This is a genomic window from Streptomyces iakyrus, assembly GCF_000717055.1.
GTDB lineage: Bacteria > Actinomycetota > Actinomycetes > Streptomycetales > Streptomycetaceae > Streptomyces > Streptomyces iakyrus.
The window spans coordinates 587,361-612,705 of sequence record NZ_JNXI01000003.1; the positions used below are offsets into that span (position 1 = coordinate 587,361).

27 protein-coding genes are annotated in these 25,345 nt (G+C 72.0%); 11 read left to right on the plus strand and 16 right to left on the minus strand.

The window, feature by feature from the left end:
- Positions 1–44 precede the first annotated feature (44 nt).
- The 4 genes from OO68_RS07960 to fabG form a co-directional block, all read right to left on the minus strand.
- Entirely contained in the window at positions 45–728 is a 684-nt protein-coding gene (locus OO68_RS07960; RefSeq protein ID WP_033307412.1) for a uracil-DNA glycosylase, read from the minus strand.
- Between the two features lie 91 nt (positions 729–819).
- Positions 820–2,406 carry an ABC transporter substrate-binding protein gene (locus tag OO68_RS07965; protein ID WP_033307413.1) on the minus strand — a complete coding sequence of 529 codons (1,587 nt, stop codon included), beginning with the start codon at positions 2,404–2,406 and terminating at the stop codon, positions 820–822.
- Positions 2,407–2,606: 200 nt separating this feature from the next.
- Complete coding sequence (locus OO68_RS07970) at positions 2,607–3,365, minus strand: SDR family oxidoreductase (RefSeq protein WP_033307414.1); 759 nt, start codon at positions 3,363–3,365, stop codon at positions 2,607–2,609.
- Between the two features lie 12 nt (positions 3,366–3,377).
- Positions 3,378–4,139, minus strand: a complete 762-nt coding sequence (gene fabG / locus OO68_RS07975) for a 3-oxoacyl-ACP reductase FabG (protein WP_033307415.1) — start codon at positions 4,137–4,139, stop codon at positions 3,378–3,380.
- Positions 4,140–4,369: 230 nt separating this feature from the next.
- Between fabG and OO68_RS07980 the strand changes: the two genes are divergently transcribed.
- Entirely contained in the window at positions 4,370–4,876 is a 507-nt protein-coding gene (locus tag OO68_RS07980) for an excalibur calcium-binding protein (protein ID WP_033307416.1), read from the plus strand.
- 19 nt (positions 4,877–4,895) lie between these two features.
- Here the strand turns inward: OO68_RS07980 and OO68_RS07985 are convergent, their stop codons facing one another.
- Positions 4,896–5,309, minus strand: coding sequence for a DUF3037 domain-containing protein (locus tag OO68_RS07985; protein WP_033307417.1), 414 nt, complete (start codon positions 5,307–5,309; stop codon positions 4,896–4,898).
- The gene (locus tag OO68_RS07990) at positions 5,306–6,061 is read right to left on the minus strand and encodes a HipA family kinase (RefSeq protein ID WP_033307418.1); all 756 of its coding nucleotides are present in this window, start codon (positions 6,059–6,061) and stop codon (positions 5,306–5,308) included. Before OO68_RS07990 ends, OO68_RS07985 begins: the two co-directional genes overlap by 4 nt.
- Before the next feature lie 197 nt (positions 6,062–6,258).
- Between OO68_RS07990 and OO68_RS07995 the strand changes: the two genes are divergently transcribed.
- The gene (locus tag OO68_RS07995) at positions 6,259–6,747 is read left to right on the plus strand and encodes a Rieske (2Fe-2S) protein (RefSeq protein WP_033307419.1); all 489 of its coding nucleotides are present in this window, start codon (positions 6,259–6,261) and stop codon (positions 6,745–6,747) included.
- Here the strand turns inward: OO68_RS07995 and OO68_RS08000 are convergent.
- Positions 6,734–7,384 (minus strand): cysteine hydrolase family protein, encoded by a 651-nt coding sequence (locus tag OO68_RS08000; protein ID WP_033307420.1) that lies wholly within the window; start codon positions 7,382–7,384, stop codon positions 6,734–6,736. The genes OO68_RS07995 and OO68_RS08000 overlap by 14 nt on opposite strands.
- Positions 7,385–7,518: 134 nt before the next feature.
- Between OO68_RS08000 and OO68_RS08005 the strand changes: the two genes are divergently transcribed.
- A complete protein-coding gene (locus OO68_RS08005) occupies positions 7,519–7,989 on the plus strand; it encodes a pyridoxamine 5'-phosphate oxidase family protein (protein WP_033307421.1) in 471 nt (156 codons plus the stop codon).
- A gap of 51 nt (positions 7,990–8,040) precedes the next feature.
- Here the strand turns inward: OO68_RS08005 and OO68_RS08010 are convergent, their stop codons facing one another.
- Complete coding sequence (locus tag OO68_RS08010; RefSeq protein ID WP_033307422.1) at positions 8,041–8,943, minus strand: LysR family transcriptional regulator; 903 nt, start codon at positions 8,941–8,943, stop codon at positions 8,041–8,043.
- 75 nt (positions 8,944–9,018) lie between these two features.
- On the opposite strand from OO68_RS08010, the gene OO68_RS08015 reads away from it, so the two are divergent.
- A complete protein-coding gene (locus OO68_RS08015) occupies positions 9,019–9,963 on the plus strand; it encodes a DMT family transporter (protein WP_051814532.1) in 945 nt (314 codons plus the stop codon).
- 779 nt (positions 9,964–10,742) lie between these two features.
- Here OO68_RS08015 and OO68_RS08020 read toward each other — a convergent pair.
- Positions 10,743–12,074: an aminotransferase class I/II-fold pyridoxal phosphate-dependent enzyme gene (locus OO68_RS08020; RefSeq protein WP_033307423.1), complete on the minus strand. Its 1,332-nt coding sequence runs from the start codon at positions 12,072–12,074 to the stop codon at positions 10,743–10,745.
- A gap of 35 nt (positions 12,075–12,109) precedes the next feature.
- Here OO68_RS08020 and OO68_RS08025 point away from each other — a divergent pair, with 35 nt between their 5' ends.
- Both OO68_RS08025 and OO68_RS08030 read left to right on the plus strand, forming a co-directional pair.
- A complete protein-coding gene (locus tag OO68_RS08025; RefSeq protein WP_033307424.1) occupies positions 12,110–12,796 on the plus strand; it encodes a pyridoxamine 5'-phosphate oxidase family protein in 687 nt (228 codons plus the stop codon).
- Positions 12,796–13,428, plus strand: coding sequence for an FMN-binding negative transcriptional regulator (locus OO68_RS08030; protein WP_033307425.1), 633 nt, complete (start codon positions 12,796–12,798; stop codon positions 13,426–13,428). Before OO68_RS08025 ends, OO68_RS08030 begins: the two co-directional genes overlap by 1 nt.
- Before the next feature lie 61 nt (positions 13,429–13,489).
- Here the strand turns inward: OO68_RS08030 and OO68_RS08035 are convergent, their stop codons facing one another.
- The 3 genes from OO68_RS08035 to OO68_RS08045 all read right to left on the minus strand — a co-directional run bounded on the left by OO68_RS08035 (position 13,490) and on the right by OO68_RS08045 (position 16,349).
- A complete protein-coding gene (locus OO68_RS08035) occupies positions 13,490–14,443 on the minus strand; it encodes a DMT family transporter (RefSeq protein ID WP_033307426.1) in 954 nt (317 codons plus the stop codon).
- Positions 14,444–14,672: 229 nt separating this feature from the next.
- Complete coding sequence (locus OO68_RS08040; RefSeq protein ID WP_033307427.1) at positions 14,673–15,677, minus strand: EamA family transporter; 1,005 nt, start codon at positions 15,675–15,677, stop codon at positions 14,673–14,675.
- Positions 15,678–15,800: 123 nt separating this feature from the next.
- Positions 15,801–16,349: a Clp protease N-terminal domain-containing protein gene (locus OO68_RS08045; RefSeq protein WP_033307428.1), complete on the minus strand. Its 549-nt coding sequence runs from the start codon at positions 16,347–16,349 to the stop codon at positions 15,801–15,803.
- A gap of 224 nt (positions 16,350–16,573) precedes the next feature.
- Between OO68_RS08045 and OO68_RS08050 the strand changes: the two genes are divergently transcribed.
- On the plus strand, positions 16,574–17,002 hold the full coding sequence (locus tag OO68_RS08050; protein ID WP_033307429.1) for a type II toxin-antitoxin system Rv0910 family toxin: 429 nt from the start codon (positions 16,574–16,576) through the stop codon (positions 17,000–17,002).
- 62 nt (positions 17,003–17,064) lie between these two features.
- On the opposite strand, the gene OO68_RS43820 is transcribed toward OO68_RS08050, so the two are convergent.
- Positions 17,065–17,688: a PadR family transcriptional regulator gene (locus OO68_RS43820; protein WP_078625221.1), complete on the minus strand. Its 624-nt coding sequence runs from the start codon at positions 17,686–17,688 to the stop codon at positions 17,065–17,067.
- A gap of 177 nt (positions 17,689–17,865) precedes the next feature.
- Here OO68_RS43820 and OO68_RS08060 point away from each other — a divergent pair, with 177 nt between their 5' ends.
- Positions 17,866–18,684, plus strand: a complete 819-nt coding sequence (locus OO68_RS08060) for a PhzF family phenazine biosynthesis protein (RefSeq protein ID WP_033307431.1) — start codon at positions 17,866–17,868, stop codon at positions 18,682–18,684.
- A gap of 52 nt (positions 18,685–18,736) precedes the next feature.
- Here the strand turns inward: OO68_RS08060 and OO68_RS08065 are convergent, their stop codons facing one another.
- A complete protein-coding gene (locus OO68_RS08065; protein WP_033307432.1) occupies positions 18,737–19,537 on the minus strand; it encodes a CPBP family intramembrane glutamic endopeptidase in 801 nt (266 codons plus the stop codon).
- Between the two features lie 69 nt (positions 19,538–19,606).
- Complete coding sequence (locus tag OO68_RS08070; RefSeq protein WP_033307433.1) at positions 19,607–21,124, minus strand: glutamate-cysteine ligase family protein; 1,518 nt, start codon at positions 21,122–21,124, stop codon at positions 19,607–19,609.
- A 545-nt stretch (positions 21,125–21,669) separates the two neighbouring features.
- Here OO68_RS08070 and OO68_RS08075 point away from each other — a divergent pair.
- The 3 genes from OO68_RS08075 (at position 21,670) to OO68_RS08085 (ending at position 24,185) form a co-directional block, all read left to right on the plus strand.
- Positions 21,670–22,254, plus strand: a complete 585-nt coding sequence (locus tag OO68_RS08075) for a hypothetical protein (protein ID WP_033307434.1) — start codon at positions 21,670–21,672, stop codon at positions 22,252–22,254.
- A gap of 492 nt (positions 22,255–22,746) precedes the next feature.
- Complete coding sequence (locus tag OO68_RS08080) at positions 22,747–22,950, plus strand: DUF5999 family protein (protein WP_033307435.1); 204 nt, start codon at positions 22,747–22,749, stop codon at positions 22,948–22,950.
- 209 nt (positions 22,951–23,159) lie between these two features.
- Positions 23,160–24,185 (plus strand): LacI family DNA-binding transcriptional regulator, encoded by a 1,026-nt coding sequence (locus OO68_RS08085; protein WP_033307436.1) that lies wholly within the window; start codon positions 23,160–23,162, stop codon positions 24,183–24,185.
- Between the two features lie 60 nt (positions 24,186–24,245).
- Here OO68_RS08085 and OO68_RS08090 read toward each other — a convergent pair whose 3' ends face one another.
- Positions 24,246–25,295, minus strand: coding sequence for an endo-1,4-beta-xylanase (locus tag OO68_RS08090; protein WP_033307437.1), 1,050 nt, complete (start codon positions 25,293–25,295; stop codon positions 24,246–24,248).
- Between the last annotated feature and the right edge of the window lie 50 nt (positions 25,296–25,345).

Here is a 25,345-nt window from a genome sequence, read left to right on the forward strand (position 1 = left end):
ACACCGCCGGGCCGGGCACGGCACGGCGGTACGGCCGGGGCACGTCAGCCCAGGTTCGGGATCGTCCAGTCGATCGGCGTGTGCCCCTGGGCCGCCACGGCCTCGTTGATCTGCGTGAAGGGCCGCGAGCCGAAGAACTTTTTCGCGGACAGGGGCGAGGGGTGCGCTCCCTTGATCACGGCATGCCGGGACTCGTCGATCAGCGGGAGCTTCTTCTGCGCGTAGTTCCCCCACAGCACGAAGACCGCCGGGTCGGGGCGCTCGGCCACGGCCCGGATCACGGCGTCCGTGAACTTCTCCCAGCCCCGGCCCTTGTGCGAGTTGGCCTCGCCGCCACGGACCGTGAGCACCGCGTTGAGCAGCAGCACGCCCTGCTCGGCCCACGGCATGAGATAGCCGTTGTCCGGGATCGGCGTGCCCAGCTCCTCGTGCATCTCCTTGTAGATGTTGCGCAGGGACGGCGGGATCCGCACGCCCGGCCGGACCGAGAAACACAGCCCGTGCCCCTGCCCCTCGCCGTGGTACGGGTCCTGACCGAGGATCAGGACCTTGACCCCCTCGTACGGCGTGGCGTCCAGCGCCGCGAAGACCTCCTCGCGCGGCGGATGGACGGGACCCTTCGCCCGCTCCTCCTCGACGAACTCCGTCAGCTCCTTGAACCAGGGCTGCTGCAGCTCGTCACCCAGAACCCCGCGCCAGGACTCGGGCAGCATGGCGATGTCGGTCACGTCAACGTCCTCACGATGTGCGGTCACTTCAGGCCACAGAACCTACAGGCGACCACTGACACCGTGCCCGGGAGAGCCCGAGGCCGACGCGCTACCAGGCGGTCTTGCGGTGCAGCTCCCACAACATCATGATCGTCGACGGGTCCAGGGCCCGCTCGGCGCCCGAGACGTCCCGGCTCGCCGCCACGTACTGCCGGCCCTGCCACAGCGGCAGCAGTCGCGCGTCCTCCACGAGGATCCGCTGGGCCTCCTCGAACTCCTTCTCCACACTCGCGCGGTCGCTCTCGCGGCGCGAGCGGGGCAGCAGATCGCCGGTGATCTCGGGGGCCGGGTAGGGCGTGCCGAGGGCGTTCTGGTCGCCGACGAACGGCGCGATGAAGTTCTCGGCGTCCGGGAAGTCGGGGAACCAGCCACGCCCGAACACGGGGTACTCGCCCTTCTGGTAACCCTCGACGTAGGTCTTCCAGGGGCGGCTCTTCAGACTGATCGTGAACAGCCCGGAGGCTTCGAGCTGGCGCTCCAGCTCCTTGAACTCCCCAGCGGTCTCGGAGCCGTAGCGGTCGCTCGTGTACCAGAAGGTGAGCGGGACGCGCTGGTTGATGCCCGCCCCGGTGAGGATCTTGCGGGCCTTGGCGACGTCCGGGTCGCCGTAGTCGTCGAAGAAGCCCGTGGTGTGGCCCGTGAGGCCCTTGGGGACCATGGAGTAGAGCGGGTCGACGGTGTCCTTGTAGACCTTGTGGGCGATCGCCGCCCGGTCGACGACCTGCGCGATGGCCTGGCGCACGGCCTTCTTGTTCGCCCAGGAGTCCTTCGGGTTGAACACCAGGTAGTTGATGTCGGTGCCGGTGCCCTCGACGAGCTGGATCTCCTCGTCCTTGGAGGACTTGCTCTGGAGGTCGACGACGTCTCCGGCGGCCAGGCCGCGGTAGGTGACGTCGATGTCCTTGTCCCGCAGGGCCTTCACCATGGTGCCCGAGTCCTGGAAGTAGCGGACGGTCACCGCGTCGTTCCGGCGCTCGGCGTAGCCCGTGTAGGAGTCGTTGCGGACGAGGACGGCCTCCTTGCCCTCGGTGTACGAGTCGAGGGTGTACGGCCCGGACCCGACCACGTCGCCGTCCTTGCGCAGGCTGTCCCGCGGATAGGCCTGCGGGGACACGATCGACATGGCGGGGGTGGCGAGCACGAACGGGAAGGTCGCGTCGGGCTTGTTGAGGTGGAAGATCACCTCGCGGTCGTTGGGCGCCTGGACCCGCTCCAGGCTGCCCAGCAGACCGGCGGGGCCGCCGTTGACGTTGATCTTGCGGATCCGGTCGAACGAGTACTTCACGGCCTGGGCGTCGAGCGCGTCGCCGTTGGAGAACTTCAGGCCTTCGCGCAGCTCGCAGCGGTAGACCTGGTTCGAGGAGTCGCTGAAGCCGCAGCTCTCGGCGGCGTCCGGCTGGGGCGTGCTCGCGCCCGTCGGATAGCTCAGCAGCGTCTGGTAGATGTTGCGGAACAGCTCCCAGGAGCTGTCCCACGACGCGGCAGGGTCGAGCGTGCTGGGCGAGCTGGTGGTACCCACGACGATCGGCCCTTCGTCCTCCGGGGTGTCGGACGACAGCACGCCGCACCCGGCGAGCAGGGACGATATGGACGCGATGGCCGCCACCTGCCACAGGCACCGGTTCCGCTTGAACACGCGCACGCTCCTCGATCTGCCATACCAAGGGTCGGCAGACCATACCGCAGTGCCGCGCCCGCTGACCCTCCCCGGTTCATGACTTCTTGATCGATAAACCTTTGACGACGTTGTCATCGCGCTTTGCGGTGCTTTTACCGCCGGCACGGGCGCCGTTTGTGTCAACGGGCGCCCGTGCCGGTCCGCGTGCGCGGTCCTCGTCAGCCGGTTCCGGCGTTGAGGAAGATGCCGCCGTCCACCACGAGCGTCTGGCCGGTGACCCAGTCGGACTGCTCGGAGGTGAGGAACGCGGCTGCGCCGCCGATGTCGGAGGGCACGCCCAGCCGGCCCAGCGGGTAGGCCGCGGCGGCCTCCTCCTCCCGGCCCTCGTACAGGGCCTGGGCGAACTTGGTCTTCACGACGGCCGGGGCGATCGCGTTGACCCGGACCTTGGGTGCGAACTCGTGCGCGAGCTGCACGGTCAGGTTGATCATCGCGGCCTTGCTGACGCCGTACGCGCCGATGAAGGGCGAGGGCGACAGGCCCGCGACGGAGGCGATGTTGACGATCGCTCCGCCGTTGTCCTTCTGCCAGGCGTGCCACGTGCGCTGGGCGAAGCCGAGGGCCGAGACGACGTTGGTCTCGAAGACCTTGCGGGCGACGTTCAGGTCGAGGTCGGCGATCGGCCCGAACACCGGGTTCGTGCCCGCGTTGTTGACCAGGTAGTCGACGCGCCCGAAGGCCTCCATCGTGCGCTCGACGGCGACGGCCTGGTGGGCCTCGTCGTGCGCCTTGCCCGCCACGTAGACCGCGCGGTCGGCACCGAGCTGCTCGACGGCCTCCTTGAGGGCGTCCTCGTTGCGGCCGGTGATGCACACGCGGTCACCACGCGCGACGAGGGCCTCGGCGACGCCGTAGCCGATGCCGCGGCTGGCGCCCGTGACGAGGGCGACCTTGCCGGAAAGTTCCACGGAAGTCATGTTCATCGTCCCTTAGTCGAGCGGTCCGCCGGCCACGTACAGCACCTGGCCGGAGACGAACCCGGCCGCCTCGCCGGTGAAGAAGGCGATGGCGTTGGCGATGTCCTCCGGCTCGCCGACCCGGGCCACCGGGATCTGGGTGGCGGCGGCGGCCTTGAAGTCCTCGAAGCCCATGCCGACGCGGTCGGCGGTGGCCTTGGTCATCTCGGTGGCGATGAAACCGGGGGCGACGGAGTTGGCGGTGACGCCGAACTTGCCGAGTTCCTTGGCCAGGGTCTTGGTGAAGCCCTGCAGGCCCGCCTTGGCGGCCGAGTAGTTCACCTGGCCGCGGTTGCCGAGCGCGGACGACGACGACAGGTTGACGATCCGGCCGAAGCCCGCGTCCACCATGTGCTTCTGGCAGGCCTTGGACATCAGGAAGGCGCCGCGCAGGTGCACGTTCATGACGGTGTCCCAGTCGGAGACGCTCATCTTGAACAGCAGGTTGTCGCGCAGCACGCCCGCGTTGTTGACCAGGATCGTCGGCGCGCCGAGCTCCTGGGCGATCCGGGCGACGGCCGCCTCGACCTGTGCCTCGTCCGAGACGTCGCATCCGACCGCGAGGGCCTTGCCGCCCGCGGCGGTGATCTTCTCGACGGTGTCCTTGCAGGCCGCCTCGTCGAGGTCGAGCACGGCGACCGCGCGGCCCTCGGCGGCCAGTCGTACGGCGGTGGCGGCACCGATGCCGCGCGCGGCACCGGTCACGACGGCGACCCGCTGCTCAGTGGTGGACATGACTGCTACTCCTCAGGTGAGCGACCGCTTAGTACCTTCAGTGGGTGTGACGCTAGAAGCCCTGGCACGCGGTGTCAACGGCCGGAGGCGGCATGTGATCCATCACCCGGGCCCACCCTGCCCGGCGGCACCGTCCGGGACACCCGATCGGCCTACGGACACGCGCCGCCGCACCGCTCGGCGCCTAGCGTCGGAGCGCGAGCCACCCGTGGCCGGAAGGGAGGCGCTCCATGCGCCGTCGCACCGGTGCCATCGGCACGCTGTTCGCGATCGCCGCGATCGTGCCGCTGGCCGACCCCGCTCATGCCCGGCAGGACCTGGACTGCCGTGATTTCGCCTTCCAGGAGGACGCGCAGGCCGCCTTCGAAGCGGAACCGGGCGACCCCCACCGACTCGACGAGGACCCGGGTCCGGACGACGGCATCGCGTGCGAGGCGTTGCCCCGCGTGGGCTCGGGCGTCATCTCCCCCGTCCGGCCGTTCGCCTCCGCCGGCCCTTCCCCGTCGGTGAGCCCCTCCCCGACCGCTAGCCCGTCCGTCAGCCCGTCCGGGTCCGCGAGCCCGTCAGTGCCCGGCACCACGGCGCCCACGACCGCCCCTTCCCGCGGTGTGCGGGGCGGGGCCGGGGGTGCGGTGTCCTGGGGGCCGAGCGACTGGGAGACGGGGATCGGCCTGACCTTCGCGGCGGGTGCCGTCCTCGCGGCCGGCTGCCTGGTGAGACGCCGCCGCAGGCACTGACGTACCGGCGCGGTGTCCGTCACCGCACCAGCAGGTCCAGCAACCGCTCGGTCTCCGCCGCCGGGTCCGTGGTCAGGCCGGTGTGCACGGGGCCGGGCTGGACGATCGTGGAGCGGGGGGCGACGAGCCAGCGGAAGCGGCGGCCCGGGTCGTCGGACGCTGCCTGGCCGGCCGCGGAGCCGCCCGCGCAGAGGCTTTCGACCGCGCTCAGGGCGGCCCGGACCCCGGCCACGTCGGCCCGGGGGTCGAGGGCCAGCAGGCGGGTCTCGTCGAGGTGGGTGCGGGCACCGACGTACGCCTCGGCGCGGCAGTAGACGAGGACCCCGGCGTTGACGCACTCGCCGCGTTCGATGCGCGGGACGACGCGCAGGACGGCGTACTCGTAGACGTGGCGGTCCCGCGGTCCGCCCTTGATGATGTGCCGGTCGTTCACTTCAGCCCCTGGATGCGGTCGTGGATGACGGCGGCCCGGGCGAGCAGCGGGCGCGCATAAGCCTGCCTCAGGTCGTCCGGCGCGGCGAAGCCCGGCTCGTCCGTGAGCCAGGCGTCCGGGATCTGTGCGGTGACGTCGGCGAGGAGTTCGTCCGTGACCAGGGGCGCCAACTCGGCCGCGGCAGAGGCGACATCGGGCGCGAAGGACGCCAGCGCGTGCTCGGAGGCGTCGTACGGGCGGGCGGCGGAGGCGTCCACGCCGGGCCAGTTGTGGTGCCAGATCATCGTCGCGCCGTGGTCGACGAGCCACAGCTCGCCCCGCCACCTCAGCAGGTTGGGATTGCGCCAGGACCGGTCGACGTTGTTGATCAGCGCGTCGAACCAGACCACCCGGCCTGCCTCTTCGGGGCTCACCGGGAACGCGAGCGGGTCGAACCCGAGCGCGCCGGAGAGGAAGTCCATGCCGAGGTTGGTGCCGCCGCTGGACCTCAGCAGGCTCTGCACCTGCTCGTCCGGTTCACCGAGACCCAGCTCCGGGTCGAGGTCGACGGTGACCAGGCGCGGCATCCGCAGCCCGAGCCGGCGGGCGAGTTCGCCGCAGACGACCTCGGCGACCAGTGTCTTGCGACCCTGTCCCGCACCGGTGAACTTCAGGACGTAGGTGCCGGAGTCGTCGGCCTCGACCAGGCCCGGCAGCGAACCGCCCTCGCGCAGGGGCGCGATGAATCGGGTCGCGATCACTTCCTTGAGCATCGTCCCAGGTTACTGACGTACGCGGCGGTCGCGGCGATGGCCTCGCGGCACCGGGCCGGAACCCGACAGCCAACCGACAGCTCCGCTTTACCCGTGTCCTTCCGCGAACGGGCCAGGATTTCGGGAGTGTCTGAACAGCCGGTCCGCAAGGGCCGTACCTCTCCGCAGATCACGAAACCCCCGGAAGGAACGTCAGCATGACCAGCGAATCAGTTCAGCCGATGTCGGGACCGAGCCGCCGCACCGTCGTGGCGGCGGTTGGCGCGGCGGGGCTCACCGTGGCGCTGACGGCGTGCGGGTCGGACGACAAGGCGTCCGACCCGTCCACCGAACAGGGCGCCGCCGGCGGCGGCGCGACGAACGAAGGGGGCGGCTCGTCCGCCGGAGCGGGAGCCGGTGGTGCGGCGCTCGCGAAGACCACCGACATCCCCGAAGGCAGCGGCAAGATCTTCAAGGACGAGAAGGTGGTGGTCTCGCAGCCGGCCGCGGGCGACTACAAGGCCTTCTCGACGATCTGCACCCACCAGAACTGTCCGATGGTGGACCTCAAGGACGACGTCATCTCCTGCGCCTGCCACGGCAGTCAGTTCTCCGTCCTCGACGGCAGTGTGAAGAAGGGCCCCGCGGTCAAGCCGCTGGAGGCGAAGAAGGTGACGGTGAACGGCGACTCCATCACGCTCGCCTGATTCCGCCCCATCGCTCCAGGCACGCCAGCACCTCGTCCGTGGTCGCGACCGTGGCGACCAACGCGAGGGTGTGGCGGATCATCGCGGGGGTGTAGTCGGACGGCACCCCCGCGATGGCGTCCGCCGGGACGACGACGGTGTAGCCGCGGTTCACGGCGTCGAACACTGCGTTCGGCACGGCCACGTTGGCTGAGACCCCGGTCACGATCAGCGTGCGGCAGCCGAGGTTGCGCAGCAGCGGGTCGACGTCGGTGCCCGTGAGGGGTGACAGCCCGTGCAGCCGCCGTACGACGAGGTCCTCCTCGGCGACCTCGATCGGGGCGACCACTCGCACCGCCGGTGTGCCCGCCAGCTGCTGGACGGGCAGCCGGGCGGCGGCGCGGAACAGACGGGCGTTGCTGTTGGCGCCGCGGCCGTCGGGGCGGCGCTCGGCGACGGCGTGCACCACCTGGACGCCCCCGGTGTGAGCGGCAGCCACCAGACGGGCGACGTTGGCGAGAGCACCGCCGGCGCGTGCCTGTTCGGCGAGTTCGGGCAGGGCGCTGTCCTCCCCGACGACGCCCTCCTGGCACTCGACGGTGAGCAGCACGGTGGTGCGCGGTTCGAGGAGTTCGCTGAGCGCTTCGTACGAGGGCACGGGTTTCCCCCTGTCACCGGCGGACGGGCGGGCGAGCGTAACCACCATTGCGCACGGACGGAAGAGCACTCATCCTTTTCTGACGTGATGTCAGAGGATCTCCTCTGGCACGACGTGGGAGAAAGAGGGGGCGCATGACCGTCACGCAGCAGCGCAGAGGCCGGAAGATCATGATGACGCCGGGCGAGCTGGACGACTTCCTGACCACCCAGCGCACCTGCCGGGTCGCCACGGTGTCGTCCGGCGGGGCGCCGCACGTGAGCACGCTGTGGTTCGCCTGGGACGGCGCGTCGATGTGGCTGTACTCGGTCGTGCGCAGCAAGCGCTGGACCGACCTGCGGCGCGACCCGAGGGTGGCGATCGTGGTCGACACCGGCGAGGAGTACGACGAGCTGCGCGGCGCCGAGCTGTCCGGCACGGTCGAGTTCGTGGGCGAGATACCGCGCACGGGCGAGCTGCGCGCCGAACTCGACGTCCCGGAGACGCTGTTCGCGCGGAAGAACTTCAGCCTGGAGGAGATGCCGCACGACGGCCGGCACGCCTGGATCCGGCTGACGCCGGAGAAGATCGTCTCCTGGGACTTCCGCAAACTCGCCGGGCAGTAGCCGCTCCCCGCAGCTCCGGCCGCGGCCCGGGCAGCAGCCGCTGCCGGGACCTCAGCCGGCGCTCTCCCCCGCCGCGCGCAAGGCCTGCACCGCCGCCCGGATCGACGGGCGGCGGTCCGCGTCCGCGCGCCAGACGACGTACACGTGCCGCCGGACCCGCTGTCTGAGGGGCACGGTCACGACCCCGGCGGGCACGGGACGGCGGCCGAGCACAGGGGCGATGCACACCCCGAGCCCCGCGGCGACCAGCGCCAGCTGGGTGTGGTTCTCGGCGGCGCGGTGGCCGACGATCGGTTCGACGCCCTTGGAGCGCAGGGTGAACATCAGCCACTCGTGGCAGAACTCGCCCTCGCCCCAGGTGATCCACTCGTCGTCGGCGAACTCGGCGAGATCCACCTCCTCGCGCGCCGCGAGCCGGTGGGCCACCGGCATGGCGACCTCGGCCGGGTCGTCCAGGATCGACGCCTTGACCAGCCCGTCGGGCAGCGCCATCGGCTTGTTGTACCAGTCGAGCACCACGGCGAGGTCGAGGTCGCCGCGCACGACCCCGGCGATGCCGAGCTCCGGTTCGAGCTCGCAGGAGCGCAGGCGGAGCGCGGGGTGCTGCTCGCGCAGCGCAGCCAGTGCGTGGGGGAACAGCCCCCGCGCGGCAGTCGGGAACGCCGACAGCCTGAGCTCGCCGACGACCTGTCCGCGCTGCGCCTCCAAGTCCGACTGGGCGAGTTCGACCTGGGACAGGATGCGTGCGGCGTGCTCGGCGAGCAGCCGGCCCGCGTCGGTGAGCCGCACGCCCCGCCCGTTCTTGGCGAGGAGCTGCTGTCCGACCTCCCGTTCCAGCTTGGAGAGCTGCTGCGAGACGGCGGACGTGGTGATGTGCAGCCCCTCGGCCGCGCCGCTGACCGAGCCGTGCCGGGCGAGGGCATCGAGGGTGCGCAGGCGCTCCAGATTCAACATGTAAGCAATGCTACGCAGTACCGGGTGCGAAATCTCGATTGTGCTACGAGGTTCCGGTGCCACATCGTGGCTGCCATGAGCACCGTCACCACACCGGCCGGCCGGCTCGCCGGCGCCCCGTCCGCCCCGGCCCGCCGCCACCGCCTCGACTGGCGCCTCCGGTTCGCCGCCCTGTCCCTGATCTGGGGCTTCAGCTTCCTCCTCATCAAGGTGGGCACCGGGGCGTACGCGCCGTTCCAGGTGACGCTCGGCCGGCTGCTGTTCGGCACGGCGGTGCTGGCCGCCGCGATGGCGGTGCGCCGCGAGCGGCTGCCGCGCGGGGTCCGGGTCTGGGGGCATCTGACGGTCGCCGCGTTCCTGCTCAACGCCCTGCCGTTCTCGCTGTTCGCGTACGCGGAGCTGACCATCCCGTCCACGCTGGCGGGCATCTGCAACGCGACCTCACCGCTGTGGGGCATGGCGCTGTCGCTGATCGCCCTGTCGGAGGACCGCCCGACCCGGGTCCGGGTCGCCGGGCTCGGGCTCGGCTTCCTCGGGGTGCTCACGGTGCTGGGCGCCTGGCAGGGCTTCCACGGCCTGGACGCCACCGGGACGGCACTGGCCCTGCTCGGCTCCCTCAGCTACCCGATCGGCTGGATCTACGTCCGCCGGACCCTGGCCGGGACCGGCGACTCCCACCTGTCGATGACCGGAGCCCAGCTGCTGCTCGCGACGGTCCAGCTGGCGGTCGTCACCCCGCTGTTCACGACCCTGCCCACCCGCATGTCCTTCGGGCCTCTGCTGGCGATCGCCGCCCTGGGCGCACTGGGCACGGGTCTGGCGGTGCTCCTCCAGTACGGCCTGGTCGCCGAGGTTGGCCCGACGACCGCCCAGATGGTCACGTACTTCATCCCGGTCATCGCCACGGCCGCGGGCGTGGCCCTCCTCGGCGAGACGCTCACGTGGTCGACCCCGGTCGGTGCGGCGATCGTCCTGACGGGAGCGGCCCTCACCCAGCTCCGCCCGAAGCCCCGCCCGTAGCTCCGCGTCGACGCCCTCCTCCGCCTTGCAGCTGCACGCACCAGACCCCGCTCACCGGCGCTGATCAGCGCCGTCGATCTCCTGCGGCCCGATCCAAACGACAGGGCCCAGCCGTGGCCGCACGCGGACGCACGGCCCCCGGGCCGGCGTCCGGGCCAAGCCTCGCAGGGCAACGCGCCTTGCCCGCCGCCTCGGTGTCAGCTCAGCAGGGGCTCAACACCAGGGCGGCGTCCCGGCACGGCCGCGCACGGGCAGACGCCTGCGCCCCACGGCGGTTCCGGCTCCGCAGGGGGCCGACTGCGTCCCTGCCGTGGCCGCGCGCGGGCGGACGGCCGACGCCGTGTCCCCATCGTCGCCCCTCGCGAGCCCGGAAGCCCCAGCCCGAGTCCCTGCGTTCCAGCCCCATGGGGACACGACTCAATGCCGACTGCGCGAGGACGCACAGCCCCCGGGCCGGCGTCCGGGCCAAGCTCCGCAGGGCAACGCGCCTTGCCCGCCGCCTCGGTGTCAGCTCAGCAGGGGCCCCACCCTCGGGCTGCGTCTCGGTCCGGCCGTGCGAGGGCCGAGGGCCTGCACCGCGGCTCAGTCGCCGCCCCTCGCGTCCCAGGCCGCTGCGGCTCAGGCGCCCTCGGCCGCGACTCCGTCCTGACCGCACACGGGTCCCGCAGTCACGGCCGTAGCCGCGCGCAGGCCCGGGGCCGGGAGCCGCACCCCAGTCGTAGTTCCGCACCAGGGCCCGCGACCCAGCCCCGTCTCCGCCGTCGGCCCGAGGCCCTGTCTCAGTCGTAGCTCCGCGCCGGAGCGGGACCGACGGCTGAGGTGATGGCGTCGGCCAGCGTCTCGATCTCGGTCCCGGCGAGGGTCGAGACGGTGACCCGGATGCCGGGCGGGGCGGCCAGCCGGAAGCGGGCTCCGGGGGCCACGGCCCAGCCGGCGTGCAGCAGCCGGGCGACGGCGCCGGTCTCGTCCGGCACGGGCACCCACACGTTCATGCCGCTGCGCCCGTGCGCGACGACACCGCGCCGTTCGAGCGCGTCGATCAGCGCGTCCCGCCGCCTCCCGTACGACGCCGCCACCTCGGCCGTGTCCACCACATCGTCGGCCCACAGCCGTACCAGGGCCCGCTGCATCAGCCGGCTGACCCAGCCGGGGCCGAGCCGGTGCCGTCCCAGGACCCGGTCCACGGTGAGGGCGTCTCCCGTGAGCAGGGCGAGCCGCAGATCGGGGCCGTAGGCCTTGGCCGCCGAGCGGACGAACGCCCAGTGCCGGGTGACTCCGGCCAACGGGTGCAGGGGCACGTCGACGATGCCGTGCCCGTGGTCGTCCTCGATCAGCAGGACCTCCGGGTGCTCCCGGAGCACGGCCCGCAGGGCACGCGCGCGCGGCGCGCTCACCGCCGCGCCGGTCGGGTTCTGCGCCCGGTCCGTCACGATCAGGGCGCGCGCCCCGGCCTCCAGCACCCGGCGCACGTCCTCCGCGCGCGGCCCCTCGTCGTCGACCCCCACCGGGACGGTCCGCAGTCCGAGCGCCGGCACGAGATCGAGCGTGCGGCCCCAGCCGGGGTCCTCGACGGCGACGGTGTCGCCGGGCTTGAGGTGGGCCGCCAGCACCCGTTCGACGCCGTCCAGCGCCCCGGAGACGACGGCGACCGGCCCTTCCGGCACCCCGTCGGCGTCGAGGCCGGCCCGCGCGAGCCGGGCCAGCTCCGGCTCCACGGCGGTGTCCCCGTAGAGCACGGGCGCCCGGTCGCCCTCGGCGGCCGCCGCCGCGAACGCACCCGCGAGCGGCGGCAGCAGCGCCGGGTCCGGATTGCCCTGCGCGACGTCCCGCACGCCCTCAGGGACGTCCACCCTGAAGTGCTCCCGCCCGGTCGTCGCCGGCGCCGGCCGCACCCGGCTGCCCCGCCGGCCCGCGGTCTCGATGACCCCGCGCTCGCGCAGGGTCCGGTACGCGGCCGCGACCGTGTTGGGATTCACCCCCAGCCGCTCCGCCAACTCCCGCATGGGAGGCAGCAGTTGCCCCGGCCGCAGCTGACCGGCCCCCACCGCGCGCTCGATGCTCGCGGAAATGTCCGCTGCGCGACGCCCACTGATCGGATACTCTCCTAGCACAAAGCCAAGTATGCACTAGTGCAATGGAGAGCGCCATGCAGGGGACCGCGCAGACGCCGTCGCAGCCCGAGACCGGCTACACCCCGACCGACCGCACCGTCCCCACCCGCTCCCCGGACCGGGCCTCGTACGACAAGGACCTGGTGCACGCGATACTCGACGAGGCCTACGTCTGCCACCTCGGTTTCGTCCGCGACGGCGCACCGGTCGTGCTGCCCACGCTGTACGCCCGGGTCGGCGAGCGGCTGTACGTACACGGCTCGACGGGCTCGCGTCCGCTGCGGGCGGCCGGTCAGGCCGACCCGGGCCTCGAGGTCTGCCTGACGGTCACGCACGTCGACGGTCTGGTCCTGGCCCGCTCGGCCTTCCACCACTCGATCAACTACCGCTCGGTCGTGGTGCACGGCGTCGCCCACGACGTGACGGACCCCGAGGAGAAGCGGCAGGCCCTGGACGCGCTGGTCGACCACGTCGTGCCCGGCCGCTCCGCCGACTCGCGCCCCGCCAACAAGAAGGAACTCGCCGCGACCGCCGTGATCCGCCTGGAGCTGGACGAGGTCTCCGCGAAGCTGCGCACCGGCGGCGTGAACGACGAACCGGAGGACCTCGCCCTCCCCCACTGGGCCGGCGTCGTCCCGGTGCGTCGCACCTACGGCACCCCGGTGTCCGACCCCGACCTGGCCCCCGGCACCGAACTGCCCGGCTACCTCGGGGCCCTGTGATGCTGATCCACCCCTGGGACGCGCCCCGCGACGACGCCGAGTGGCAGCAGTGGCTGGCCGGTCACGACTTCGGCCAGCTCGCCGTCAACGGCCTGCCCGGCGAACCACCCCACGTCCAGCCCCTGCACTTCGCCTACGACGCCGGGGACCGCGAGATCGTCACCCATCTCGCCCGCCCCAACCCGCTCTGGCCCGCGCTGGTGGCCGACCCGGACGTCCTGCTGAGCGTGGTCGACGACTACGTGTTCGTACCCGGGCCCTGGCAGGCCGCCCCGGACGTCCCGCCCGAGCACGGCACCCCTACGAGCTTCTACACGGCCGTGCAGCTCCGCTGCCGCGCCCACGTCGTGGACGGTCCGGCGGAGAAGGCCGTACTGCTCAACCGCCAGGTCGACCACTTCCAGCCGCGGGGCGGCTCCGCACGGGCTGCGGTGGATGAGGCCCCGTACGGCAGGATGCTGGCCGGCATTCGCGTCCTGCGCCTCGAAGTGACGGACGTGCGGGCGAAGTTCAAGTACGCGAACCACAGGCCGACCGAGGTCCGGGACCGGATCGCCACGAGCCTCGCGGCCCGCGGCGGCCCGGGTGACGCAAGGGCTCGCGACCACCTCCTGCGCAGGCAGCAGGCCTAGGCCGCGGCCCCGCGCCACAAGGCCGCCACCCGCCTCACCGCCTCACACGGCTGCCACCGCCTCACACGGCGACCGTCACCGCCTCCTCGCGCGTCCGGGCGCCTCGCGCCTCCCCCACCGCGAGGCCCGCCACCGAGCCCAGCATCAGCAGGGTCCCGGCCAGCGTCGCCGCCGTGAGGTGCTCGCCGAGCAGGACGACGGCGAGCACCGCCGCGCTCACCGGTTCGAGCAGCATGATCACCGAGACGGTGGCGGACCGCACGACGGCCGCGCCCGCGAAGTAGAGGCCGTAGGCGAGCGCGGTGGGGACGGCGGCGACGTAGACCAGCAGGAGCAGGAGCCGGCCGGGCTCCCCGGTGTGCGGCAGCAGTCCCTCCGCCAGGGCGAACGGCAGCAGGCACAGGCTCGTGACGGCGAAGGCCCCGGCGGTCGTCCGCGCGGCGTCGGTCTCGCCGTCGCGGCCCCACCAGCGGGTGAGCAGGGTCATCGCGCTGTACCCGGCCGCGGACAGCAACGCGAGCAGCACACCCCCAGGACGTACAGTCGTGCTCCCTCCCCCGAGGACGAGGACCGCGAGCCCGGCGAGGGCACCCGTGACGGCGACGGCTCCGCCCCGGCCCAGCCGCTCGGCCAGGGTCAGCCGGGCGCCGAGCGCGATGAGGACGGGCCCCGCCCCCAGGGTGACGACGGTGGCCACGGCGAGTCCGGTGGCGGAGACGGCCGCGAAGTACGCGGTCTGGAAGACGGCGAGCCCGAGCCCGGTGACCCCGGCCCGCAGCGCCCGGCGGCCGAGCGGTTCACGCACGGGAGTTCCGGCGCGGGGCCGCAGCAGGCGGACGGCGAGCAGCAGCACAAGGCCTGCGGCGCAGCGCCAGAAGGAAAGGGCGACGGGCCCCATGTCGCTGGCCCGGTAGACCAGGGAGGCGGCCGCGCCGGCGGTGCCCCAGGCGACACCGGCGACGATCAGATAGAGGAGGCCTCGCCCGACGGGCAGGCCGAAGGCAGTGTTCGACACGTGTTCTCTCCGCAGACGCGCACGGCACACGACACGCGACAAGCGGCGGCGGGTGCGCGGAAGTTCGGGAAGAACCCCGGATCGTTCGGGATCAGGGGTCCACGGACTTCGTCTGCGGGCAGCACCGTTCTGCGCGGCGGCGGCGAAACGCCGGGCGCGGTGTCCGGAGGGCCCGCCTCAGGCGGCCGGAGGCGGAAGAACGAGTGCGTTCGAAGGCATGATCGGCACCCTATGCGCTGGTTCCGCGCCGGGACAATTCCCTTTCCGGGCCGCCGCTCGCGACCGGCTGCGTGGACCCCTTCGAGGGCGTCGAGGACTGCGCGATGAACGCGCCCGCCAGCACGATCGCACCACCGGCGATCTGCGGTGCCGAGAGGTGCTCGCCGAGCAGGACCCAGGCCAGGACGGTGGCGATGACCGCTTCGAGGCAGGCCACGACACCCGCGACCTGCGGGGAGAGCCGGCGTACGGAGACCACACCGGTGACGTAGGCGACGACGGTGGCGACGAGGACGATCCACGCCAGCAGGACGACGGCGGCGACGGGCCTGCCGTCCATGCTCGCGGTGCCCTGGAGCACCGACCAGTCCATGGTCCAGGGCCGGGCGACGACGGTCAGCACGGCCGCGCCGACGATCAGACCGTAGGCGATGACGCCCAGCGGGTCGGGCGCCTCCTCCCCGGCGTCGCTGCCCTGGTCGGACAGGACGAAGTAGCCGACCTGGCAGCAGGCCGCGCCGAGCGCGAGCAGCAGCCCGACGGGGTCGAAGCTCAGGCCCGACCAGACCTCGACGACACAGGCGAGTCCGCCGACCGCGAGCACGACACCGACGGCCGCGGCACGCGTCACGGGCCGCTTCTGCACGAACCGCACCCAGCAGAGCACGAGCGCGGGTGCCAGGTACTCGATGAGCAGCGCCACGCCGACGGGGATCCGGGAGAGCGCCGCGAAGTAGAAGGCCTGGACGCCCGCGACGGCGAGCAGCCCGAACCCGGCGAGCAGCCCGGGCCGCCGCCGCAGCAGCGCGCGATGGCGCACGGCGAGCGGCAGCATGACCAGGGCAGCCCCGGCCACGCGCAGCCACACCACGTGCAGCGGGTCCAGGCCCGCCTCGATCAGCGGCTTGGCCGCGACACCGGATCCGCCGAAGGCCACCGCGGACAGGAGCGCGAGGCCGAGCCCCACACCCCTGCCGCGTCCGTTCACGCTGCTGTCAGAGGTACGCACGGGCACATGATGGCAGGCCGTGACAGGAGCGTCATCCCCTATGACACCTGTCTCACTGCCTGGACGCGGCGGACCGCCCCAGGGGCCGCCCATCAGAGGGCGGCTGCGGGCTCAGAGGGCGACTGTCGCTCAGAGCGCGGCTTCGCCGCACTCCCCGGTGAGGCCGGACCGGCCGTCGAGCCGGGCGAACACCTCGCGCGGATCGATGCCGGCCCGTTCGAGCACCTCGACCGCGCGCGCCTGCGGGTCGGCCACGATCGCCGCGAGCAGGTCGGTGCCGCGAGCAGGTCCGCCGCGCCCGGCGGCGCGTTCGCAGGCGTACTCCATGCACCCGGCGGCGAGCGGGGAGAAGCCCGCCGTCTCCGTCACCACGGGGACGGCGCCGGAGTCCTCGACGCCGTTCTGCCAGCGCAGGCCGTAGCCGATGCTGCGCTGGACGAGGTAGCCGAGCAGCCGGGCGATCTGCGACCCCTCGCCGAAGACGGAACGCGCCTCGGGGTCGGACTCCAGCAGTGAGTGGAGCAGATGGGCGGTGTCGATCTGCCGGTCCCCGTCCCGGACGGCCCGGCGCCGGGCACCGCCGACCACCGATGCCAGCTCGTCACTGAGCCTGGCATCGTTGTCCACGCGCTGAATGCCGTGCTCATGGGCCGACTGCCGGGGGATAAGGGGTTGCACATCCTCTACCTCATCAGCCCCGCGGACCCGGGTCATCCCCGGAGGGAAGCATCTTCGCGTCCCACGGGAAGTGGACTATTGCGAGCGGAATCTCCTCCTTACGGAGGAGATCAGGCAGATTCAGGTGGAGGCCTCCGTGCGACTGACAGTTCGTCAGTATTGAACATTGCGGCCGCCGCGGCTACGTTCCGCGACACCCAGCCCCGACACGAAGAGGTGGTCGCATGGCCGAAGTCAGCGCGGAGGCACGCATCGGGGCACCGGCCGAGAAGGTGTGGGCGAGGCTCACGGACTGGCCCGCCTACGGCGAGTGGAACGCGACCCACACGAGCTTCCCGGCGGGCGGCCCGGAACCCCTGGAGCTGGGCGCGACGTTCCAGGAGAACATGCGGCTCATGAACTTCCCGGCCGAGGTGGCGTGGACCGTCGAGGCGCTGGAACCGGCACGTGTGCTCGCGATCCGCGGCAAGGGCCCGATGGCCGTGACCGTGGCGACGCGCTACACCCTCACACCCGACGGCGACGCCACGAGGGTCCGCATCGACGGCGAGTTCACGGGCGCGACGGTGTCCCTGATGGCCGGCAAGCTGAAGGACTCGGCCACGGCGGCCCTGCACGAGTCGCTGCGCAAGCTGGACGGCCTGGTCACCTGACCCCGCTCCGGCACGCAAGGGCGCCCCCGGAGAGGCCGGGGGCGCCCGTCCCGCGACGAGGGTCAGTCCTCGTCGGCGAGGATGAGATACAGCTTCTTGCGGGCTTCGTTGATGACGCCCAGCGCCTTCTCCCGCTGCTCCTTGCTGCCCGTCTTCCAGACCTGGCCGAAGGCCTCCATCAGCCCGAAGCCGGCCTGGCGGATCTCACCCAGGGCCTCCCAGTCGACCCCGCGCGAGGCCTCCTCCCAGGGCGCCTCGGGCCCCTCCTCGGCGGCCTCGCGGCCCGCCTCGGTGAGCGAGAACAGCTTCTTGCCGCCCTCGGACGCGCTGGCGATCAGCCCCTCGTCCTCCAGCAGCTGGAGGGTCGGGTACACCGAGCCGGGGCTGGGCTTCCACGCCCCGCCGCTGCGCTCGGCGATCTCCTGGATCATCTCGTAGCCGTGCATCGGCCGGTCCTTGAGCAGGGCCAGGATCGAGGCGCGTACGTCACCGCGCCGCGCCCTCCCCCTCGGCCCCCCGCGCCCTCGTCCACCCCAGGGGCCGGGACCGAAGCCCGGCCCACCGGGCCCGCCCCAGCCGGGGCCACCCGGCCCGAACGGACCGAAGGCCGCACGCAACCCCTCGAAGCCACCCCGACCGTGCGGGCCGCCGTGTCCATGTCCACGCTCGAATCCATGGGTACGCATCGCAACCACTCTCCATTCCATCGTTGATCTGTCGCGATGCTTCACCGATATATCGGTAATGCGCGAACGACAAGACCCTCCACCGCGCCCTCCACCGCCCGGAGCGCCCGCAGAACCGGTCCAGTGCTCGCGTATTGGCCTTGGCCTGCGGGTTCGTGGGAGCCATAGCGTCAGGGCATGCGGATCCGAATCGTCGACGCCTTCACCGATCGCCCCTTCTCCGGCAACCCGGCCGGAGTCCTGCTCCTGACCGGCGCGCACGCCTTCCCGGACGACACCTGGCTGCAGAACGTCGCCCTGGAGGTCAACCACGCCGAGACGGCCTTCGCCCACCCGCTCCCCGAGGGTGCCGAGGCCGACTGGGCCCTGCGCTGGTTCACGCCGGCCACCGAGGTCGCGATGTGCGGCCACGCGACCCTCGCCACCGCCCACGTCCTGCACACGACCGGCGCCCACGAGGGCCCGGTACGGTTTGCCACCCGCAGCGGCGTCCTCGTCGCCACGCCCGGCGGGGACGGCTCCGTGACACTGGACTTCCCGACGGCCCCGCTCACCCGCGTCGACCCGCCCGACGGCCTGGCCGAGGCGCTGGGCACCGACCCACTCACGGTCCTCGACACCGGCCCGAACGTAAGCGACCTGCTCGTCGAGGTCGCCGACGAGAAGACGGTGCACGGCCTCGCCCCCGACCTGAAGGCCCTCGCCGCCCACTCCGAGCGCGGCGTCATCGCCACCGCCCGCGCCGAGGACCCCGCCCGTGGCTACGACTTCGTCTCGCGCTGCTTCTTCCCGAACGTCGGCATCGACGAGGACCCGGTGACCGGCAGCGCCCACACCGCGCTTGCGCCGTTCTGGTCCGAGCGCCTGGGCCGCGCCGGCCTCACCGGGCTCCAGGCCTCCCCGCGCTCCGGCCGCGTCCGAACGGAGCTGCGCGGCGACCGCACCCTGCTGACCGGCAGCGCGGTCACCGTCATCGAGGGCGACCTGCTGACCTGAGCAACGGCTAAGGGGGCGTACGACACCGTCGTACGCCCCCTTCCGCAGCGCGTCACGCCGTGGGCAGCCAGCCCACCTTGCCCGCCAGCAGCGCGTACCCGACGAACGCCCCGATGTCGAGCAGCGAGTGGGCCACCACGAGCGGACCGACACGCCCCCAGCGCCGGTAGAGGCAGACGAAGACGACGCCCATGACCATGTTCCCGATGAAGCCGCCGATGCCCTGGTAGAGGTGGTACGAACCGCGCAGCACGGCGCTGCCGGCCAGCGCGGCCGTCGGAGTCCAGCCCAGCCGGTCCAGGCGCCGCAGCAGGTAGCCGACGACGATCACCTCCTCCAGCACCGCGTTCTGGATCGCCGCGAGGACCAGCACGGGGTACTTCCACCACACCGCCGGCAGCGCCTCGGGCACCACGGTGAGGTTGAAGCCGAGCCCCCGGGCCGCGAGGTAGAAGGCGATGCCGGTGCTGCCGATGACCGCCGCGATCGCCGCCCCGCGGCCGAGATCGAACCACGGCCGGGTGCGGTCGAAGCCGATCGTGCGCAGGCTCGCGCCCTCGCGCAGCAGGAAGTGCGCGACGAGCGCGACGGGAACGAGCGCGGTGGTGATGCCGAAGAGCTGCCAGGCGAGGTCGAGCCAGGGCCGGCCGGGCGCGGCCGAGGCGTTCATCGTGGCCGCCTGGTCCTTGAGGCCGCCCGGCTTGGTGACCGACCCGATGAAGCTGATCAGCGCGGACACTCCGCTCGCGCCCAGCGACAGCGCGAGGACCAGCAGCGTCTCGTTGCGGAGCATCCGCCGTGAGAGCCCCTGCTGGGGAATGGAACCGCCCACCGGACTCGCCTCCGCCTGCACACCTGCCTCCACTTCACCGACGTGTCGGATCAGTATGGCGGCAGGGGGAGGCCGGCCCGACGGCGGCGGTCAGTCCGGCGACACCGGCTCCGGCACACCCACGGGCCAGGTGTGGACCGGGTCGCCCTTGTGCATCAGCTCGCGGTACCGCCGGGTCGTGGCGGCCAGCGCGTCGCCCCGGGAGAGGCCCGCGTCCAGTGCCTTGTGGAACGTGGCGGCCTGCCAGCTCGCCCCGTTCACCCTGCGCCGGCACCGCTCCTCGATCACGCCCAGGTACAGATCACGGTCGGCCGGCTCGACTCCCCAGGCGTCCAGTCCGGTCTCGGCGAGCGGCAGCAGTTCGTCGCGGATCAGGCTCACGGCGTCGACCTGGGTGGTGCCGCTGTAACGGCCGCGCCGGGGCCAGGTGAAGCGGGCGTCGATGCCGTCCTTGCACGCGGCGTCGAAGTTGGCGGCGGCAGCCGCGAACGGCAGCCGCGTCCAGACCGGCCGGGACTCCTCGGCGAGGGCCCGGACGACGCCGTAGAAGAAGGCCGCGTTGGCGACGACGTCGATGACCGTGGGCCCGGCCGGCAGCACGCGGTTCTCCACGCGCAGGTGCGGGACACCGTCGGCGATGCCGTAGACCGGGCGGTTCCAGCGGTAGATCGTGCCGTTGTGCAGGACGAGTTCGGCGAGGGACGGCGTGCCGCCCCGGTCGAGCACCTCGAGCGGGTCCTCGTCGTCGCAGATCGGCAGCAGGGCCGGGTAGTAGCGCAGGTTCTCCTCGAAGAGGTCGTACGCCGAGGTGACCCAGCGCTCCCCGAACCAGGTGCGCGGCCGCACGCCCTGGGCCTGGAGCTCGGGCGGGCGGGTGTCGGTGGACTGCTGGAACAGCGGGGGCCGCGACTCGCGCCACAGCTCACGGCCGAAGAGGAAGGGCGAGTTCGCGCCGACGGCGATCTGCGCGGCGGCGACCGCCTGGGCCGCGTTCCACACGTCGGAGAAGCGGGCCGGGGTCACCTGGAGGTGCAGTTGCACGGAGGTGCAGGCGGCCTCCGGCGCGATGGACTTCGAGGTGCAGCTCAGGTGCTCCACGCCCTCGATGTCGAGCGTGAACTCCTCGCCGCGGGCGGCCACGATCTGGTCGTTGAGGAGGGTGTACCGGTCGACGTCGGAGAGGTTCGACGACACCAGGTCGTCACGGTCGAGAGTCGGCAGAATACCGATCATCACAATCCCCGCGTCGACCTCGCCGGCTTTCCGGTCGGCATATGCCAGTGACGTACGGAGTTCTTCCGCGAGGCGGTCGAATACCCGGCCCCCCAGAGGGTGTGGAGGAATGTTGACTTCCAGATTGAACATGGCGAGTTCTGTTTGGAAATCACGGCTCGCGATGCGTTCGAGGACTTGCCCGTTCAACATTTTCGGCATGCCGTCGGCGCCCGCGAGATTCAGCTCGATCTCCAGCCCCATGAGGTTCCTGGGGCGATCGAACCGCTTCTCCGCCAGGAGTCGCTCCAAGCCCGTCAGGCACTGACGCAGCTTGTCACGGTAGCGCTGGCGATCGGACAGGTCGAACCGGCCTGCCGCGACCTTCTCCCCCATCGGACGTCCTTCCTCGGTGGTGCGTGCCAGGATCCAGGGCCGCCGGGGTCCCGGTCAGGTGGAGGATGCCCAGCGAAAGCGATCGATAACGTCCCGGCCGGACCCGTCGGCCGCTACGCTGGTCACGAGTGACCGGTGGCACATTCACTCGGCATGACGCACAGGACAGGTTTCGGGCCCCAGGAACTCGTGAAAAACGCCGACGAGAATGGGCCGACCGGTTCGCGGGCATTCGCCGAGGTCACCGCATGCACCCCCACCTGAAATCAGGATGATTCTCGCGTATCGCCGACCGAATGTACCCTTGTTCTACTCACCGGAAACGGCTAGACGAAACACAGTCGGAACCCGTGTCATATAAACTCCGCGAACAAGGCAGAAGGTTGGCGCCCACGGTCGATGGGTCCTGCCGTCGAGGCGACGCGGACCCCACCCCCCTCTCGTTCACATGACCCCGGCCCCTGCCTCTCTACCCTCGTGAGCTGACAGCGCCGTCCGCCCCCGCCCTCGCGCCACCGTGCCTTTTGAATGAGAGGCGACCCACCATGCCGCTGCATGTCCCTCCGGCTCCCGCGCCCGCACTCCGTTCCGTCCTCACCGCGCTCTCCTCTCCCACCGCGGTCCGCGAAGCCCGCACTCCCTCCCTGCTCGGCACCCAGGGACCCGCCACACCCGAGCTCCCCCTGCCCGTGCACGTCCTCGACCATGTGACGGCCGAGGGCGTGTCCGCGACCCGGCTGGCCGGGTGGCGCTTCCTGATCCGCTGCGGCGACCGCGCCGTGGCCGCGGCGGAGACCATGCTGACTCCCGACGGCTGGACCTTCTCCCACTTCTTCGAGGGCCCGTACATCACCTCCACCGAGCGCGCGCTGCGCCAGGCGGAGACGATGCCGCAGCCGTACCAGCCCCGCCTGCTGTCGGTGCCCGGCCTGTACATGCTGACGCTCTGGCTGCACGAGGACTGCAGCGCGGACGGTGCCGCAGGCCACCCCGCCGCCACCGACCTGCTCGTCCCGCTGGCGCCCGCGCCTCCCGGCATCGCGGCCCATCGCCCGCACCGCGTCGCCGAACTCCTCCCGGTGCTGACCCACCGGGCCACTCCCACCAGACTGCTCGGCTCACCCGCCTGAAGCGCCGCGCGGCCCCCTCTCCCCCCTCGCACCCCGTCGCCGATTTCCGGCGGCGGGGTGTTTCGTCTCGCTTGTTTCCCCTCCCGCCGCCAATGGCCCGCCCGGCCGCCCGCTTTCCGCTCACACGACCACATCCCCGCTCACGCGATCGGTTTCTCGCCCGCACGATCGCTCGTACGAGCACCGAATGGCTCGTACGAGCCGGAATAGTCGCCCGCCCGAGCGGACTAGCCCCATTCGGCCACTGCGAACCACCCGAAGGGACAGTGCAGTTGGGATGAACCGTCCGCGCGGGTGATGCGTCATCAACCTGTGAGAAGCGGTGCCGCGAAATCCCTGCGGATTGACGCCCGTGGGGCAACACTGGGTTCCGACGACTTATCACAACGGGGGGCGGCCATGAACGACACTTCTAGCCGCGGAACAGACACGACAGCCGACGCAGCCAGCTCAGTCTCATCGTCCATCTCGACCCAGCGAAAGATCCCACCCATGTGCCAGCACCAGACCCAGTGCCCCTCAGCAGAATCCGCCGACCGGGAATCCGCCCGCCTCGTGGCGCACCACCCGGAGCAGGGATGGAGCCTGCTGTGCAACGGCGTGGTGCTCTTCGAGGACACCGGCGAGCTCCTGCCGGACGGCCGGGCCATCGCCCCGCACCGTCCGCTGGCCGGCCAGGTGATGACGGCCGCCTGAGGCCGCTCGGCGGGGTGACGCCCGCCGGCACACATGAGGGGCCGGCCGCAGGACACCCTGCGAACCGGCCCCGACGCATGTCCGGGGGTCGTCACTCACCGTCACTCCTCACGACGCGCCGTTCCCGGCTCGTACGCCTTCCCACGGATGCCCGTTTTCCGGAAGACTTCTGGAAGTTTCGCGGTCACCCGTTGACGGAGGTGGGGCAAGTGGGAGCACGTGAGGCCGACGCCGGGGGCAAGGTCACGATCACGGAGATCGCCCGGCAGGCCGGCGTGTCCGTACCGACGGTGTCCCGGGTCGTCAACGGCCGGTCCGACGTGTCGCCGCGTACCCGGGCCCGGGTCGAGGAGCTCCTGCGCCGCCACGGCTACCGCAGGCGTCCCGCGGCCCAGGGCGCCCGTGCCGCCCTGCTCGACCTGGTCTTCAACGACCTCGACAGCCCCTGGGCCGTGGAGATCATCCGCGGGGTAGAGGAGGTCGCGCACGCCGCCGGGGTGGGCACGGTGGTGTCGGCCATCCACGGGCGCTCGGGCGACGCCCGCGAGTGGATGCGCAACCTGAGGGCCCGCGCCTCCGACGGCGTCATCCTCGTGACGTCGGCGCTGGAGCCCACGCTGCACGAGGAGCTGCGGATCCTCGGCGTGCCCCTGGTGGTCGTCGACCCGGCGGGCTCCCCCGCCCTGGACGCCCCCACGATCGGCGCGGCGAACTGGTCGGGCGGCCTCGCGGCCACCGAACACCTGCTGTCCCTCGGCCACCGCCGGATCGGCCTGATCGCCGGCCCGCCCCGCCTGCTGTGCTCCCGGGCCCGCCTGGACGGCTACCGCGCGGCCCTGGAGGGGGCCGGCATCACCCCGGACGCGTCCCTCGTCGTCCCCGGCGACTTCCGCCCGGAGTCCGGGTTCACCGCCTGCACCGCCCTGCTCGGCCTCCCCGAGCCGCCGACCGCCCTGTTCGCGGCCAGTGACCAGATGGCACTCGGCGCGATCGAGGCGCTGCGCCGGCGCGGGCTGCGAGTGCCGCAGGACATGAGCGTGGTCGGCTTCGACGACCTCCCGGAAGTCCGCTGGTCGGCCCCGCCGCTGACGACGGTCCGCCAGCCCCTGGCGGACATGGGCAAACTCGCCGTGCGCACAGTGCTCCGGCTGACCCGCGACGAGCAGCCGGACTCACCGCGGGTGGAACTGGGCACCGACCTGGTGGTCCGGGCAAGCACCGCGCCTCCGGCCTGACTCCGGCTTGCGGAACGGCGCCCCGCCACCCCCTGTCGGGCAGGGCGCCGTCCGCCCCCGCTACCTGCCGCCGAGCGCCTTACGCAGGGCGAAGTAGGCCGGCTTGCGCCGCAGTTCCTCGTCCCACGGCAGGGCCGCGCCCTCGCCCGGGAAGAACGCCGGGATCCACGAGTACTTGTCGGTGTAGTCCCACAGGGTGATTCCGACGCACCGGCGTACCGCCAGGCACGCCTTGGTCAGGTCGGCGTACCACTGGGCCTGCTGGGCCAGCTTCTCCTCGGTCGCGGGCAGCTGCATCCGGATGTCGACCTCGGTGAGCGCGGTGTCGAGGCCGAGCCGGGAGAAGCGGCGGAGGTTGTCCTCCAGGGTGTCCGGATAGCCGTACTGGAGGGCCAGATGGGCCTGGAGGCCGATGCCGTGCAGCGGGACGCCCGCGGCCTTCAGCTCCTTGGCCAGCCGGTAGTAGGCGTCGCTCTTCGGGCCGGTCGCCTCGATGTTGTAGTCGTTGAGGTACAGCTTGACGCGCGGATCGGCCTGGTGCGCCCAGCGCAGCGCGTCGGCGATGTAGCCGGGGCCGAGCGTCTTGTAGAAAACCGACTCGCGGTACGTGCCGTCCTCGTTGAAGGCCTCGTTGACGACGTCCCAGGCGAACACCTTGCCCCGGTAGTGCCGTACCTCCGCCTGGATGTGCTTCTTCAGTACGGCCCTCAGCTCCGGGGCCGTCCACTCCCTGCTCGTGAGCCATCCGGGCAGCTGGCTGTGCCAGACCAGGGTGTGGCCGCGTACCTTCTGCCGGTTGGCGCGGGCGAGGTTGACGATCTCGTCGCCCTGGGAGAAGTCGAAGACGCCCTGCTCGGGCTCGGTCGCGTACCACTTCATGCCGTTGCCGGGGGTGATCTGGTCGAACTCGCTGCCGAGCAGGGCCTTGTACGGCCCGTCCACGAGCTCGGGGTTGTCGGTGGCGCTGCCGAAATAGCGGCCGTGCCGCTGGGCGAGGTCGGCGAGGGTGGGCTGCTGGTGGTCCGCGTGGGCGGGGGTGCCGGCTGCGAGGCCGGCGGCGACCAGGAGCGCGGCGACGGCGCCGGCGAGTCTCAGACGGGTGGTGCGCATGGTGCGACTCCTCACGACTTGTGGGTGGGCAGAGCCGTACGGTGGCGGAG

Bases quoted from the DNA above. Each gene is read 5' to 3' on its own strand.
- OO68_RS07970 (WP_033307414.1), bottom strand. From the start codon at position 3,365: ATGACTTCCGTGGAACTTTCCGGCAAGGTCGCCCTCGTCACGGGCGCC.
- fabG (WP_033307415.1), bottom strand. From the start codon at position 4,139: ATGTCCACCACTGAGCAGCGGGTCGCCGTCGTGACCGGTGCCGCGCGC.
- OO68_RS07980 (WP_033307416.1), top strand. From the start codon at position 4,370: ATGCGCCGTCGCACCGGTGCCATCGGCACGCTGTTCGCGATCGCCGCG.
- OO68_RS07990 (WP_033307418.1), bottom strand. From the start codon at position 6,061: ATGCTCAAGGAAGTGATCGCGACCCGATTCATCGCGCCCCTGCGCGAG.
- OO68_RS07995 (WP_033307419.1), top strand. From the start codon at position 6,259: ATGACCAGCGAATCAGTTCAGCCGATGTCGGGACCGAGCCGCCGCACC.
- OO68_RS08005 (WP_033307421.1), top strand. From the start codon at position 7,519: ATGACCGTCACGCAGCAGCGCAGAGGCCGGAAGATCATGATGACGCCG.
- OO68_RS08010 (WP_033307422.1), bottom strand. From the start codon at position 8,943: ATGTTGAATCTGGAGCGCCTGCGCACCCTCGATGCCCTCGCCCGGCAC.
- OO68_RS08015 (WP_051814532.1), top strand. From the start codon at position 9,019: ATGAGCACCGTCACCACACCGGCCGGCCGGCTCGCCGGCGCCCCGTCC.
- OO68_RS08025 (WP_033307424.1), top strand. From the start codon at position 12,110: ATGCAGGGGACCGCGCAGACGCCGTCGCAGCCCGAGACCGGCTACACC.
- OO68_RS08030 (WP_033307425.1), top strand. From the start codon at position 12,796: ATGCTGATCCACCCCTGGGACGCGCCCCGCGACGACGCCGAGTGGCAG.
- OO68_RS08050 (WP_033307429.1), top strand. From the start codon at position 16,574: ATGGCCGAAGTCAGCGCGGAGGCACGCATCGGGGCACCGGCCGAGAAG.
- OO68_RS43820 (WP_078625221.1), bottom strand. From the start codon at position 17,688: ATGCGTACCCATGGATTCGAGCGTGGACATGGACACGGCGGCCCGCAC.
- OO68_RS08060 (WP_033307431.1), top strand. From the start codon at position 17,866: ATGCGGATCCGAATCGTCGACGCCTTCACCGATCGCCCCTTCTCCGGC.
- OO68_RS08070 (WP_033307433.1), bottom strand. From the start codon at position 21,124: ATGGGGGAGAAGGTCGCGGCAGGCCGGTTCGACCTGTCCGATCGCCAG.
- OO68_RS08075 (WP_033307434.1), top strand. From the start codon at position 21,670: ATGCCGCTGCATGTCCCTCCGGCTCCCGCGCCCGCACTCCGTTCCGTC.
- OO68_RS08080 (WP_033307435.1), top strand. From the start codon at position 22,747: ATGTGCCAGCACCAGACCCAGTGCCCCTCAGCAGAATCCGCCGACCGG.
- OO68_RS08090 (WP_033307437.1), bottom strand. From the start codon at position 25,295: ATGCGCACCACCCGTCTGAGACTCGCCGGCGCCGTCGCCGCGCTCCTG.